Origin of the sequence: Acidovorax sp. NO-1 (assembly GCF_000238595.1) — a bacterium.
Taxonomy (GTDB): Bacteria; Pseudomonadota; Gammaproteobacteria; order Burkholderiales; family Burkholderiaceae_C; genus Acidovorax.
In genome coordinates this window covers 120,898-133,966 of sequence record NZ_AGTS01000100.1, presented here as the reverse complement: position 1 = coordinate 133,966, position 13,069 = coordinate 120,898, and the positions used below count along the sequence as shown (strand labels likewise).

Genomic DNA, 13,069 nt, shown 5'->3' with positions numbered 1-13,069 from the left:
ATTGAACCCATCCGCAGGACCGCCATGGACCGTTTCGATGCCATGCTGGCGTTTGCACGTGTGGTGGAGACCCGCAGCTTCACCCAGGCAGCGCAGACGCTGCACATGAGCAAGACCACCGTGACCCAGCTGGTGCAGCAACTGGAAGCGCGCCTGCGCGTCAAGCTGCTGAACCGCACCACCCGCCGGGTGAACGTGACGGCCGACGGCGCCGCCTATTACGAGCGCGTCGTGCGCCTGCTGGCCGACATGGACGATGCCGAGAGCAGCGTGACCCGCGCTTCCAGCGCACCGCGCGGCCGCTTGCGGGTGGATGTGCCCAGCCCGCTCGCACGCATGATCCTGGCGCCAGCGTTTGCTGCCTTCCATGCGCGCTACCCCGACATCCAGGTGCACATGGGCGTGAGCGACCGGATGGTCGATCCGATCGATGAGAACGTCGATTGCGTGGTGCGCGGCGGTGACCCGGGTGATCTCGCACTGGCGGCGCGGCATGTGGGTGACCTGGCCATCGGGCTGTACGCAGCGCCTGCGTACCTCGCTGATGTGGGAAAACCGTCCCACCCCGGTGCGCTGGAGTCTGCGCCCCACCACATCGTGGGCTTCCTGCGGTCGGCAAGCGGCCGCATCCTGCCCTGCACGTTCCGGCGCGGTGTCGAATGTGTGCAGGTGCTGGGCCGGTACGCCATTGCGATGGACGATGGCAACGCCTATCTGGCAGCCGGTGTGGCAGGCCTGGGCGCGCTCTGGCTGCCGCACTACATGGCTGCGCCGCATCTGGCGAGTGGTGAGCTCGTACCGCTGCTGGAGGATTGGTCCATCGAGCCGATGCCGCTGTATCTGGCCTTTCCCCCCAACCGCCACATGAGCGCCCGGCTGCGCGTTTTCATCGACTGGGTGGTCGAACTCATGGAGGTTCACGCGCCACTCGCCCACGGCAACGTGCGCGCTCAGGGATAGACGGGCGCAGAAGGGGGCTGAAGGGCCCCGCGACTGGGTGCCAATGACCCTGGCAGGCAAGCGGGCAAGAGTCGCAGGTTGTGCGTGCGGTTTAAAGATGCATAATAAATGAATCTTTAAGGCCCGGGGCATTGAATCCGTTTGGTGGCGTCGGGCCTGCCACCCATCGTTCAAGGATTGACGCCATGACCACCGTTGAACAAGCACCGCCGCTGACCCGGGCTTTGCAGCAGTCCTACCGGCACGGGTTCACGACCGACGTGGAAAGCGATTCGCTGCCGCCCGGGCTGGATGCCGACACCGTGCGGGCCATCTCGCGGCGCAAGCGGGAGCCGGATTTCCTGCTGCAATGGCGTCTTGCGGCACTGGAGCGCTGGCAGTCGATGATGCATCCGCACTGGGGCCAGCTTCGGATCGAGCCGGTGGACTTTCAGGCGCTGAGCTACTACTCGGCGCCCAGGTCGCACAAGGACGGCCCCAAGAGTTTGGCCGAGGTGGACCCCAAGTTGCTGGAGACCTACGAAAAGCTCGGTGTGCCGCTGCACGAACGCGCCCGGCTGGCCGGGGTGGCGGTGGATGCGGTGTTCGACTCGGTGTCGGTGGGCACCACCTTCCGTGAGCAGCTGGCCGAAGTCGGCGTGATCTTCTGCTCGTTCTCGCACGCGGTGCAACACCACCCCGAGTTGATCGAGCGCTACCTGGGCACCGTGGTGCCGCCGGGCGACAACTTCTATGCAGCGCTGAATTCGGCGGTGTTTTCCGATGGCTCCTTTGTCTACATCCCCAAGGGCGTGCGCTGCCCGATGGAGCTTTCGTCGTACTTTCGCATCAACGCGGCCAACACCGGGCAGTTCGAGCGCACGCTGATCATTGCCGAGGAAGGCAGCCATGTGAGCTACCTTGAAGGCTGCACGGCGCCGCAGCGCGATGAGCACCAGCTGCATGCGGCGGTGGTTGAGCTCGTTGCCCACGACGACGCCCACATCAAGTATTCGACAGTGCAGAACTGGTACCCCGGCGACGAGCAGGGCCGTGGCGGCATCTACAACTTTGTCACCAAGCGCGGCCTGTGCGCGGGCCAGCGCTCGCACATCGCCTGGACGCAGATCGAGACCGGCTCGGCCATCACCTGGAAGTACCCCAGCGTGGTGCTGCGCGGCGACGATTCGCGCGGAGAGTTCCATTCGATTGCCGTGAGCAACCACTTCCAGCAGGCCGACACCGGCACCAAGATGATCCATCTGGGCCGCAACACCAAGAGCCGCATCGTCTCCAAAGGCATCAGCGCGGGGCATGCGCAGAACAGCTACCGCGGCCTGGTGCGCGTGGCGCCCACCGCGGCCGGCGCCCACAACCACACGCAGTGCGACTCGCTGCTCATCGGTCCCGACTGCGGGGCCCACACCTTCCCCTACATCGAGGCCGCGCGCGACGACGCCATGGTGGAACACGAAGCCACCACCACCCGCATTTCCGAAGAACGCCTGTTCTATTGCCAGCAGCGCGGCATCCACCCGCAGGACGCCACCGCCCTCATCGTTGGCGGCTTCTGCCAAGCGGTACTGGACGAGCTGCCGATGGAGTTCGCGCTCGAAGCCAAGGCGTTGCTGGCCGTCTCGCTCGAAGGTGCCGTCGGCTGAGCCCACCCCCCGATTTCCCAGGAGAGACCCACCATGACCCATGCCGAACCCCTGTTGCACGTACGCGATCTGCGCGTTGACGTTGGCGGCCGCCACGTTCTGAAGTCGATTTCGCTCGATGTACCGGCCGGTGCGCTGGTGGTGCTCATGGGCGCCAACGGCAGCGGCAAGAGCACCCTGGGCCTGACGCTGGCCGGGCATCCGCGCTACAGCGTGGTGGGCGGCCAGGCCCGGTTTGCCGGCCAGGACCTGCTGGCCCTGAGCCCCGAGGCGCGTGCCCGTGCCGGGCTGTTTGTTTCCTTCCAGGCGCCGCCCGAGATCCCCGGCGTGAAGAACAACCTGTTCATCCGCACGGCCCTCAATGCCGTGCGCGAGGCGCGTGGCGAGGCACCGCTCGACGCTTTCGACTTCCTGGGCGATGCGCGGGCCACGGCCACCCGCCTGGGCCTGCCTGAGGCGATGCTGGCGCGCCCCGTCAACGACGGCTTTTCGGGCGGCGAGCGCAAGCGCAACGAACTGCTGCAGCTGGCCCTGCTGCGCCCGCGCCTGGCGCTGCTCGACGAGATCGACTCGGGCATGGACGTGGATGGCACGCGCGCGGTGGTGGAGCTGGTGCAGTCGCTGCGTGCCCAGGGCACGGCGTTCGTGGTGGTGTCGCATTACCTGCGCCTGATCGAATCGCTGCAGCCCGACGCAGTGCTGCGGCTCGACCAGGGCTGCATCGCCGAGACCGGCGGCCTGGAGCTGGCCCGCGAGATCGAGCGGACCGGGTTCGTGCGCGCGGCCGACGAGCTGGAGGCCTGAGCATGGACACCGCACGCGCCGACATCCTGGCCGCCCGCCACCGCCTGGAAGACGCCGGCTGGATCCCCCGCAGCGCCGACGCGTTTCGCCACCTGCCGCCACCCCCGGCCGCCGTCTGGCTGGGCGAGACATCCGAGGCTGTGACCGCCCGCTGCGACGCCCGCCCGCTCAGCGGCGCCGGCTGGGCCCTGCACCCCATCGGCAAAACGCCGCAAGGCCGCGTGGATGCCCGCTGGCTGGACGCCGCCGACCCGGCCCAGCGCCAGGAACTGTTCGCCGGGCTGCGGCCGACGACCGGCACGGAGAATGCAGGCCGCCCGGGCGACGCGGCCCGGCAGGATGCCGCGCCGTTCACCTGGGTGCACCGCGCGTTGTGCCGTCACGGCCTGCGGCTGCACATCGGCGGTGAACAGGCCCACCACCGCGGTGCGGCCGAAACCGTGTGGATACAGCTGCAGCACCAGCCGCGCAGCGCGGTGGAGGCGCCGATGCTGGTGATCGACGTGCAAGACGGCGTGCACTGTGTGCTGGTGGAAACCCATCACCGTGAACCTCATGCCTGTGAGCAGCCGGTGGTGCAGAACCTGCACGCCCACATCTGCCTGGGCGCGGGCGCCACGCTGCAGCACCTGCGCAGCGTGCGCCCCGGGCCCGACGATCAGGTCGCCCACCACCTGCAACTGCAGCTGGGGCAGGGCGCGCGCTACGAACAGGGCCTGCTCGCCACTGGCAGCCGCTACCACCTGCAACGCCAGGAGGTTGAGTTGGAGGGCGACCGCGCCCAGGCCCGCAGCGGTGGCCTGCTCCTGGCGGCCAGCGCCAACGTCGAACAACAGGTGCGCATGCTGCACACCGGCGAGCGCACGCACAGCACCATCGAGACACTGGCGCTGGCCAGCGGCGCGGCGCGCGCGGTGGTCAACGCCCACACCCGCATTGCACCGCACGCAGCCGATGCCGAGGTGCGGCAGCGGCTGACGGGCGTGCCCACTGGCGGCCAGCCCCGCCTGGTGCTGCGCCCGCACCTGGAGATTCACCACGACCAGGTGCAGGCCGCCCACGGCGCCACCTGGGGCGCCTTGCCGGAGGACGCGCTGTTCTATGCACGCCAGCGGGGCGTGGACGAACGCAGCGCGCGCGGGCTGATCATCGAAGGCATGGCCAGCGCCTTGCTCTCGCGGGCGTTCGGCGATCCCCAGTTGATCGACTCGCTGGACCTCACGGCCCTGCTGCGCCAAGCGGTGGCTGAGCACCTGGGCGGCGGTCCTGCAGCCCCCATTGCCCAAGAGGAGGCAGAACATGGGTGACGCCTTTTTGATCGACCCGCTGGCGCCCGATGCGGTGCGTGCGCAGTTCCCGGTGCTCGCGCAGCGAATCCACGGTGCGGAGCTGGCTTACCTCGACAACGCCGCCACGACCCAGATGGCCCTGCCTGTGCAGGATGCGATGCGTGCCTTCGAGCAGCATGACCGGGCGAACATCCACCGGGGCGTGCACGCGCTGAGCCACCGCGCCACCGACGCGTTCGAGCACGCGCGCAGCACGCTCAAGCGCTTTGTCGGCGCGGGCGCAGACCACGAACTGGTGTTCACCTCGGGCACTACCGATGCGCTCAACATGGTGGCCCATGGGCTCTCCACCAGCGGCATTCGGTCCGCATGGCTGCGCGCCGGAGACGAGATCGTGGTGAGCGGCCTGGAACACCATGCCAACCTCGTGCCCTGGCAGCAGGCTGCGCGGCGCACCGGGGCCGTGCTGCGCGTGCTGCGGCCCGATGGCGAAGGGCGTCTGCACGCCGCCGACCTGCGCCCCCTGCTCAATGCCCGCACCCGCGTGCTGGCGCTCACCGCCTGTGCCAATGCCACCGGCGAGCGGCCGCCCTATGAAGACTTGCTCCAGCTGGCCGCCGACGCGGGTGCGTTGACCGTGCTCGACGCGGCACAGGCCATGGCCCACGGTGCGCCCGACCTGTCTGCGCTGGCCTGCGACTTCATGGCCTTCTCGGGCCACAAGATGTATGGCCCCATGGGCACCGGCGCACTGGTGGGCCGACGTGCTGCGCTGGAACGCCTGGAGCCTTTGCGCTACGGCGGTGATATGGTGGCCTGGGTCAGCGCCACAGAAGCCAGCTTTGCCGAATTGCCCGCGCGGCTGGAAGGCGGCACCCCCCATGTGGCTGGCGCGATCGGCATGGCCGCTGCTGCGAGCTTCATTGAGCAGATCGGGCGTGACCGCATCCATGCCCAATTGAGCGCCCTGCGCGAACACGCGGTGGAGGGCCTGGCCGCGATGCCCGGCGTCACGGTGCTGGCGGCGCACAGCCGCGCATCGGCCATCGTGTCGTTTGTGGCCGAGGGCGTGCACCCACACGACATCGGCACCCTGCTGGACCAGCGCGGCATCGCGGTGCGCACCGGCCACCACTGTGCCCAACCGCTGCTCGAACACCTGGGCCTGGGGCCCACCACGCGCGCTTCGTTTGCGCTCTACAACACGCACGCCGAGGTGGAGCGCCTGCTCGCCGGCGTGGCACATGCCCTCAAGGTACTGCAATGACGTCAGAAACTGCCGCCGAACTCGACCTCTATCAGGAGGTGGTGATGGACCACAAACGCGCGCCGCGCCATTTCGGCGCGCTGGCCGCGCCGACCCACCAGGCGCGTGGCCACAACCCGCAATGTGGGGACGACCTGGAGGTGGACCTGGTGGTGGGGGACGGGCGGGTGAGCGACATCCGCTTCCACGGCCAAGGCTGCGCGATCTGCATCGCATCGGCCTCCATGATGACCGACGCGGTGCTGGGGCAGGAGGTGGCATGGGCACAGGCCCTGCAGGCGCGTTTTCGGGCTGTGCTGACTGGCCAGATGCCCGCCGAAGAAGCCCACCTGGGCAAGCTGGTCAGCCTGGCGGGCGTACGCCACTACCCCGGCCGCATCAAGTGCGCCCTGCTGGGCTGGCATGCCCTGATGCATGCCCTGGCCGCCGAGGTCAAGAGCGACAGCTCCGCGCTGGAGGTCACACCATGAGCGCCCGGCGCGAGCGGGTGATCGTCCGCCGCGATGTTGAGGTGGCTTGCGTGCCCGACGGAACCCCGGCAGAACTGCCCGCCGGTACGCTGGTGCAGATCACACAGGCGCTGGGTGCATCGTTCACCTTGCTGGTCGAGGGCCAGCTGATGCGCCTGGCCGGCGCGGACGCCGACGCCATCGGCAAGCCGGTGCCGGTGGTTCCGGTGCTGGCGCAAGCGAAAGACGCAGAGGGTGTGCGGACGCAGGCCTGGCAAACGCTCAAGACCTGCTACGACCCCGAGATTCCGGTGGACATCGTGGAGCTGGGCCTGGTCTATGTGTGCGAGGTGCTGCCGCTGGACGGCAGTGATGATTTCAGGGTGTCCATCGAGATGACCCTGACAGCGCCCGGCTGCGGCATGGGGGACCTGCTGGTGGAGGAGATCCACGAGAAACTGCTGGCCTTGCCCCGCGTGGCGCAGGTGGATCTGGAGTTTGTGTTCGATCCACCCTGGGACCGGTCCCGGATGTCTGAAGGGGCATTGTTGTCGCTAGGGCTGTAAAGGGCCCGGCGCGGTTGAAGTTTCAGCGTTCGAGCTGGTCGCGCTTGTCCTGCACCTTGCTCCAGGCGTCTGCGTCGGGCAGCGCGGGCTGGGTGCGGGTGATTGGTTTCCACGTCCGCGCCAGTTCGGCGTTGAGCGGGATGAAGTCCCGCTGGTCTTTGGGCACGTCTTCCTCGGCGTAGATTGCCGCCACTGGGCATTCGGGAACGCAGACTGCGCAGTCGATGCACTCGTCGGGGTTGATCACCAGAAAGTTCGGCCCTTCGCAAAATGCGTCCACCGGGCAAACGTCCACGCAGTCGGTGTACTTGCAACGGATGCAGGCTTCGGTGACCACGAAGGTCATGGCAATGCCTCCCGGTCAGCCGCCGCAGGCGCCGCAGCAGGAGTCCACCCCGTGCACGGGCTTGCTGTCTGCGGGTTTGACGATCTCCACGCGCCATTGCTCCGGCCCATTCTCTAGCGCGGTCCAGCTGAAGGCGCCGAAAAGACCGCTGTCGAACTGACCGCGCAGCGGCAGCGGGTTGTGGTCGTTGATGACTTCCAGCGCCGCGCCGGGTGGCAGGACTTTGAACGTGGTGAACACCAGCGAGTGGCGGTTGTGCGGCGCGACGCTGCGCAGATCCACGGTAGCGGATGGAGTTTGGGGCGTGTTCATTGAAATGTCCTGGGGTTGGGGGGTAAAGGATTCGGCTCGAAAGCCGAGCGGGATGAGAAACGGGCTCAGCCATCCTTGCCGTCAAAGCGTGTCTTGAGCAGCCAGGGGGTGTAGATGAAGAGGTAGATTGCAAAGGCCGCCGCCCAGCCCGTTGCAGACAGCACCAGGGCCAGTGGCAGCCAGAGCGGCATGGCCAGCGGCAGCAGGACGCGCAGGGCTGCTGCCAGCATGACCAGCACATACGCTGCAATCTCCGCGCGCGAAACTTGCAGTGCGCGCCCTGTGTGGCCACGGGCGGTGCGGGTCATCATGCCGATGATGAGTCCGCCGGTGGCGCCGATGGCCAGCGCATGCACGCCCGCCGACATGCTCAGCACGCCGAAACGGGCCGCCGCGAGCAAGGCAAGACCCACGGGAATCCATGCATACGAGAGGTGCAGGATCCACAGGATCGGGCGATGGCGTGTGATGGCAGGCTGCCATTGCAGCAGCCGCCCGACCTGGGCCAGTGCTGCAAGCACCAATGTAAAACCACCCAACATGTTCCAGCCTGCCTCTGCCGGAGCAAACACCCACAGCAGCAAGGCCAGCGCGGTCAGCGCCAGCGCGGCCCGTTCCACGGGCGCGCGCACCTTGAGCTTCAGACCCGGGGTTGCGCTCATGGTGAACGCCGGGATCACCCGGCCTGCAATCACGCATTCGATCATCACGATCAGGGCGAGGGCCGCATACAGAGGGGCCAGCGGGGAGACATCCAGAACGCCAATCAGACCGAGGTGAAAAACACCGTTGGCCAAGGCGAGCAGCATCAGCATCGCGGCGAGCGGCAGGTTGCGCCGGTTGCGCGCGCGCAGAAGCAGGCGCGTGAGCATCGCCGCCACCAGGGGCAGCAACGCCAGGTCCAGCGCGGCATACAACGTGTAGGGCCCCGTCACGGCCGCTACCCGCGCCGCGAGCCACAGCAGTGCAAGAGCGCCCAAAGCAGCGCCGCGCGGCGTGGCCAGCCCTGTCCAGGCTTTGACCGCAGTGAGCAGAAAACCCAGGATCACCGCGACCGCAAAGCCGAACAGCATTTCGTGCGCGTGCCACAGCAGCGGTGGCAGCGCCATGGCCAGATTCCATTGGCCCAGGTACACGGCCACCCACAGCGGAATCGAGAGCAGCGCGAAAGCCGCTGCCCCCACGTAGAAGGGCCTGAAGCCCAGTCTCAGCAGCGGCCAGCCCGAAAGCTGTGGCGCTGCGGTGGGCTCGGCGGGCGAGGTGTGCAAGGGCAGGCTGGACATGATGGTTGGGCAATGCAGGTTGGAGGGACCTTGCAAAAACCTTTTAATAGGCACGTGATATGAATCTTATATCCAAAGCATCTTTAAAAGAATATAGTTCATGCATCTTTAGGGGCATCCATGCGACTTGCTGAGTACACCGACTACACACTGCGCGTTCTGATGTACTGCGCGGCGCGCCCGCAGCAGCTGGTGACCATCAGCGAGCTGGCCGTGCACCACGCGGTGTCCAGAAACCATTTGATGAAAATCGTCAACGATCTGGCCCGGCAGGGTGTGCTGGCCACCACGCGCGGGCGGGGCGGTGGTCTGCGGTTGCTGAAGACCCCGGCCGAGCTGCGCATCGGGGATGTGGTGCGCGCCTGTGAAACCGATTTCCGGTTGGTCGAGTGTTTTGACCCCGACTCCAACCAGTGCACGTTGTCGTTGACGTGCCGCCTCAAGGGGCTCTTCGGCGCCGCGCTCCAGGCCTACTTTGCCGAGCTCGATGCAATGACCCTGGCCGATATCACAGAGCCCATCGACCTTGTGGCCACCGGGCCCGCCATGCACCCCGGGGAGGCTCCGGTGATGTTTCCGCAAAGTCTTCGCAAGCCCGCCAGCGTGGCAAAGCGCAAAGCGCAGGTGCCTTGTGGTGACGAGGCACCAGGGCCCGCCGTTCGCGCGGCCGGGCCGATCCCCTGTGCCTGACGCTCAGCGCCAGGTTTTTCAAACTTCAACCAAGGAGCTTGCATCACGCAACCCCATCCCGGCCTGTCTGCCGCCACCATCTACCCATTCGACGCGCGTGGCGTGGCAAAGCGGTTTCGGCACGCTGCCATCTTTGGCGCGCTGGACAGCCTGCAGCCGGGTGAAACCATGCGCTTTGCCAATGACCACGACCCTTTGCCGCTGCTGGCACAGATTGCGCAGCGCTACGGAGGACGTATTGGTGTGGAGTACCAGCAGCGTGAGCCCGGCGCGATCGTGATCGACTTCAGCGTGCACTGAGAGCCAGCACGTCGCGGTAAGCCGCCACCTTGTCCAGCTGTGCTTTCACATAGGGGCATTGCGGGACCACCTTGGTGTGCGTTGCGCGCGCCCATTGCACCAGCGCGCCCAGCAGTTCGCGGCCCACGCCCTGGCCGCCGAGCGACGGGTCCACTTCGGTGTGGTCCACGATGACCGTCGTCGCGTTGGTGCGGCTGTAGGTCATCTCGGCGAGGCGCTGTCCATTTTCTTCAAGGTAGAAGGCGCCTTGCGCGCCGTCGTCGTGGTGCTGGATGGTGTGCGGCATGGCTTTGCGGATCAGGCAGGTGGGAGGGTGCCTGAGTATGGCGCAACGCGCCGCTCGCGCCTGTGCCGGTATGTGACTGCGCGTGCGCGGCAAACCCCCCATGCGACCCGCGTCAGCCCGCAGCTTTTGGCTTGGCCGCTGACGCGTGCCTGCACGCCGCGTACATGTCCAGGTCGGGGTTGTAGGCGCCGGTCTTTACATCCAGCAAGCCCAGCACCGAGTGAAAGTAGTTGTCGTGCGTGATGCGCCGCTCGGCCAGGTCGCGCTGCAGGCAGCTGGTGGCCAGCTGCGTGCGCGCCTGCATGGCGGGGGAAAGCCAGGTGATCCAGGGCACATGCTTTTGCACGTCAGGTGCCACGGAATACGGCAGGCCATGCAGGTAGAGGTTGTTCTCGCCCAGGGATTCGCCATGATCTGCTACGTAAACCATAGCTGTATGCGCTTTTCTGTCTTGCGTTGCGAGCCATTTGAGCACTGAATCGAGAAAATGGTCGGTCTCGACGATGCTGTTGTCGTAGGCGTTGACGACCTGCTGGCGGTCGCATTCCTGCAGCGATGTGGACGTGCACTCGGGGCCAAACTTCTTGTTGTCCGGCGCCGAGCGCTTGTAGTACGCGGGGCCGTGGCTACCCATCTGGTGCAGCACCACCACGGTGCCGCGCTGGCGCTGCTCGGCGGGCAGGGCGGCGATGCGGGTGTCCAGGTCTTGCAGCATCACGCGGTCCAGGCACTCGCTGCCGGTGCACAGGGCTGGGTCTGGCGCCGGGCTTTTTTGCGCGCTGGTGAGGGTCTCGCCAACGCGGTCGCACACGCCTTTGCAGCCGGACTGGTTGTCCACCCATAGCACGGCCAGGCCTGCGTGGTGCAGCACGTCGATCAGGCTTTCGAAGTTCGCGGCGCGTGCGTCGTAGCCCGTGCGGCCCAGGTGCGAGAACATGCAGGGCACCGATGCGGCGGTGCTGGTGCCGCACGACCACGCATTGCGGGCGCTGACCAGGTCGGTGCGGGCAGCGAGCAGCGGTGTGGTGTTGCGCTCATAGCCGTTGATGCCGAAGTTGTCGCTGCGGCCGGTTTCGCCCAGCACCAGCACCAGCAGCGGGGGCCTGGCCTGGCCTGCGTAGCTGGCGCCCAGTTGCGCATCGCGGCCGACGGGCAGCAGCTTGCTGGTGTCCATGCGCAGGGGCTTGGTGGCGATGTTGCCCAAGGCGTACACGCTGTTGAGTGGGTTGATCAGGTAGCGCAGCTTGGTGTGGTTGCGCATGGTGGAGGCAAAGTCCTGGAACACCAGCAGCAGGCACACCACGATGACGGCGATGGCGCCTGCCAGCAGCAGCCCGTTGTGCGCCGCGTGGCGCAGCAGGCTCAGCCGCAAAACGGGGCGGCGCAGCAGCCACCACAGCGGCGGCACGGCCAGCGCGAGCACGGTGGCCAGCATGCGCCAGTTGAGCAGGTCGCCCGCTTCCTTCACATCGGTCTGCAGCACGTTCGTCAGCATGCTGGCATCAATGGCCACGCCGTAGGCCAGCATGAAATACGCACCAAACGCGGCCATCACCACCAGCAAGGCGGCGGCGGGCTTGAGCGTCCAGCGCCAGGCCAGCAGGCTCAGCAGTGCGGCGTTGCCTGCCGCCACGATGAACGCGAACGCGATGGCAAAGCCCCACCCGCGCAGGCTGCCCTGGCCGGGCAGTTGTGCCACTTCACGCCACAGCGGCACGTTGCAGGCCGTGGCCAGCCAGGCGCTGATGAACACCACCACCCACAGGGGGTGGATGTGGCGCTTAGCGGTGGAGGCGGGGGAGGGCTGGGTGCCCGGGGCAAGGCGGGGGAGCAGCAGGCGCTGCAGGATCAGAGGCATGGACCGCACTGTGGCGGCCCAGACTTAAGCCTGCATTAACACCCCGCTCCACGCTTCACGGGCCTGCCCGGTGGCGGGCATCCGGCGTACATCAGCGCTGCTGCAAAAGCCCCCGGGCGTGGTGCTGAAGGTGCTCGGCCATGAAGGTCTGCACAAAGTAGTAGCCGTGGTCGTACCCCGCGTGGCGGCGCAGGGTGAGTGGCTGGCCGATGGCGGCGCAGGCTTCTTCCAGCAGGTGCGGGTGCAGCTGCTCGGCCAGGAATTTGTCGCTCATGCCCTGGTCGATGAGGATGCCGGCGGGATAGGGCGCGATGGGCTGGTTTTGCATGAGCACGGTGGTGTCATGCTCCTGCCAGGCGGTGCGGTCTGCGCCCAGGTAGCTGGTGAAGGCTTTCTCGCCCCACGGGCACTGGGTGGGCGCGCAGATGGGGGCCAAGGCCGACACGGTCTTGAACTGCCCTGGGTGGCGCAGGGCCAGCGTGAGCGCGCCGTGCCCGCCCATCGAGTGGCCGAAGATGCCGATGCGCTCGCCGTCCACGGGCAGGTGCTGTGCGAGCAGCGGCAGCAGCTCGCGCACGATGTAGCTCTCCATGCGCCAGTGGGTGCGCCAGGGCTCCTGCGTGGCGTCGAGGTAAAAGCCTGCGCCAATGCCAAAGTCCCAGCTGGCGGTGGCGCCGGGCAGCGACTCCACCTGCGGGCCACGCGGACTGGTGTCGGGCGCAACCAGGGCCAGGCCCAGTTCGGCCGCCATGCGCTGGGCACCGGCCTTGGTCATGAAGGTTTCTTCGTTACAGGTCAGGCCCGCCAGGTACAGCACCGCAGGCACCGGGCCTTGTGCGGCCTGGGGCGGCAGGTACACCGAGAACTTCATTGGCAGGCCGATCTCGGCCGAGGCGTGCTGGTAAAAGCGCTGCTCGCCGCCAAAGCAGGTGTGGCTGCTGAGCAGATCCAGGGAGATGGTCATGGTGGTGCTCTGAAAATAGTAGCTGTTGGCGCTTGATGGATAAGCGCTGGAGGCC

15 protein-coding genes are annotated in these 13,069 nt (G+C 67.2%); 9 read left to right on the top strand and 6 right to left on the bottom strand.

Annotation, left to right across the window (positions count from 1 at the left end; genetic code table 11):
• Positions 1 to 24 precede the first annotated feature (24 nt).
• The 7 genes from KYG_RS16475 (at position 25) to sufT (ending at position 6,975) form a co-directional block, all read left to right on the top strand.
• Positions 25 to 960 carry a LysR family transcriptional regulator gene (locus KYG_RS16475; RefSeq protein WP_008906066.1) on the top strand — a complete coding sequence of 312 codons (936 nt, stop codon included), beginning with the start codon at positions 25 to 27 and terminating at the stop codon, positions 958 to 960.
• Between the two features lie 185 nt (positions 961 to 1,145).
• Positions 1,146 to 2,600: a Fe-S cluster assembly protein SufB gene (sufB, locus tag KYG_RS16470; RefSeq protein ID WP_008906065.1), complete on the top strand. Its 1,455-nt coding sequence runs from the start codon at positions 1,146 to 1,148 to the stop codon at positions 2,598 to 2,600.
• A gap of 33 nt (positions 2,601 to 2,633) precedes the next feature.
• A complete protein-coding gene (gene sufC / locus KYG_RS16465) occupies positions 2,634 to 3,404 on the top strand; it encodes a Fe-S cluster assembly ATPase SufC (protein WP_008906064.1) in 771 nt (256 codons plus the stop codon).
• Positions 3,405 to 3,406: 2 nt separating this feature from the next.
• Entirely contained in the window at positions 3,407 to 4,711 is a 1,305-nt protein-coding gene (locus KYG_RS16460; protein ID WP_008906063.1) for a SufD family Fe-S cluster assembly protein, read from the top strand.
• Positions 4,704 to 5,960 carry an aminotransferase class V-fold PLP-dependent enzyme gene (locus KYG_RS16455; RefSeq protein ID WP_008906062.1) on the top strand — a complete coding sequence of 419 codons (1,257 nt, stop codon included), beginning with the start codon at positions 4,704 to 4,706 and terminating at the stop codon, positions 5,958 to 5,960. Before KYG_RS16460 ends, KYG_RS16455 begins: the two co-directional genes overlap by 8 nt.
• Positions 5,957 to 6,430 (top strand): Fe-S cluster assembly sulfur transfer protein SufU, encoded by a 474-nt coding sequence (gene sufU, locus KYG_RS16450; RefSeq protein ID WP_008906061.1) that lies wholly within the window; start codon positions 5,957 to 5,959, stop codon positions 6,428 to 6,430. Before KYG_RS16455 ends, sufU begins: the two co-directional genes overlap by 4 nt.
• Complete coding sequence (gene sufT, locus KYG_RS16445) at positions 6,427 to 6,975, top strand: putative Fe-S cluster assembly protein SufT (RefSeq protein ID WP_008906060.1); 549 nt, start codon at positions 6,427 to 6,429, stop codon at positions 6,973 to 6,975. The genes sufU and sufT overlap by 4 nt, the downstream gene beginning before the upstream one ends.
• Positions 6,976 to 6,997: 22 nt before the next feature.
• Here the strand turns inward: sufT and fdxA are convergent, their stop codons facing one another.
• From fdxA to KYG_RS16430, 3 genes are all read right to left on the bottom strand, one after another.
• A complete protein-coding gene (fdxA, locus tag KYG_RS16440) occupies positions 6,998 to 7,321 on the bottom strand; it encodes a ferredoxin FdxA (protein ID WP_008906059.1) in 324 nt (107 codons plus the stop codon).
• 15 nt (positions 7,322 to 7,336) lie between these two features.
• The gene (locus KYG_RS16435; protein WP_008906058.1) at positions 7,337 to 7,633 is read right to left on the bottom strand and encodes a DUF2249 domain-containing protein; all 297 of its coding nucleotides are present in this window, start codon (positions 7,631 to 7,633) and stop codon (positions 7,337 to 7,339) included.
• A 65-nt stretch (positions 7,634 to 7,698) separates the two neighbouring features.
• On the bottom strand, positions 7,699 to 8,916 hold the full coding sequence (locus KYG_RS16430) for an NnrS family protein (protein ID WP_008906057.1): 1,218 nt from the start codon (positions 8,914 to 8,916) through the stop codon (positions 7,699 to 7,701).
• 120 nt (positions 8,917 to 9,036) lie between these two features.
• On the opposite strand from KYG_RS16430, the gene KYG_RS16425 reads away from it, so the two are divergent.
• Positions 9,037 to 9,606, top strand: a complete 570-nt coding sequence (locus KYG_RS16425) for an Rrf2 family transcriptional regulator (RefSeq protein WP_008906056.1) — start codon at positions 9,037 to 9,039, stop codon at positions 9,604 to 9,606.
• A gap of 42 nt (positions 9,607 to 9,648) precedes the next feature.
• Positions 9,649 to 9,906, top strand: coding sequence for a DUF2249 domain-containing protein (locus KYG_RS16420; RefSeq protein ID WP_085942601.1), 258 nt, complete (start codon positions 9,649 to 9,651; stop codon positions 9,904 to 9,906).
• Here KYG_RS16420 and KYG_RS16415 read toward each other — a convergent pair.
• The 3 genes from KYG_RS16415 to fghA all read right to left on the bottom strand — a co-directional run bounded on the left by KYG_RS16415 (position 9,893) and on the right by fghA (position 13,014).
• Positions 9,893 to 10,192, bottom strand: coding sequence for a GNAT family N-acetyltransferase (locus KYG_RS16415; RefSeq protein ID WP_008906054.1), 300 nt, complete (start codon positions 10,190 to 10,192; stop codon positions 9,893 to 9,895). The two genes, KYG_RS16420 and KYG_RS16415, sit on opposite strands and share 14 nt — an antisense overlap.
• 112 nt (positions 10,193 to 10,304) lie before the next feature.
• Positions 10,305 to 12,050 carry a phosphoethanolamine transferase gene (locus KYG_RS16410; protein ID WP_008906053.1) on the bottom strand — a complete coding sequence of 582 codons (1,746 nt, stop codon included), beginning with the start codon at positions 12,048 to 12,050 and terminating at the stop codon, positions 10,305 to 10,307.
• 91 nt (positions 12,051 to 12,141) lie between these two features.
• Entirely contained in the window at positions 12,142 to 13,014 is an 873-nt protein-coding gene (fghA, locus tag KYG_RS16405) for an S-formylglutathione hydrolase (protein ID WP_034695006.1), read from the bottom strand.
• Between the last annotated feature and the right edge of the window lie 55 nt (positions 13,015 to 13,069).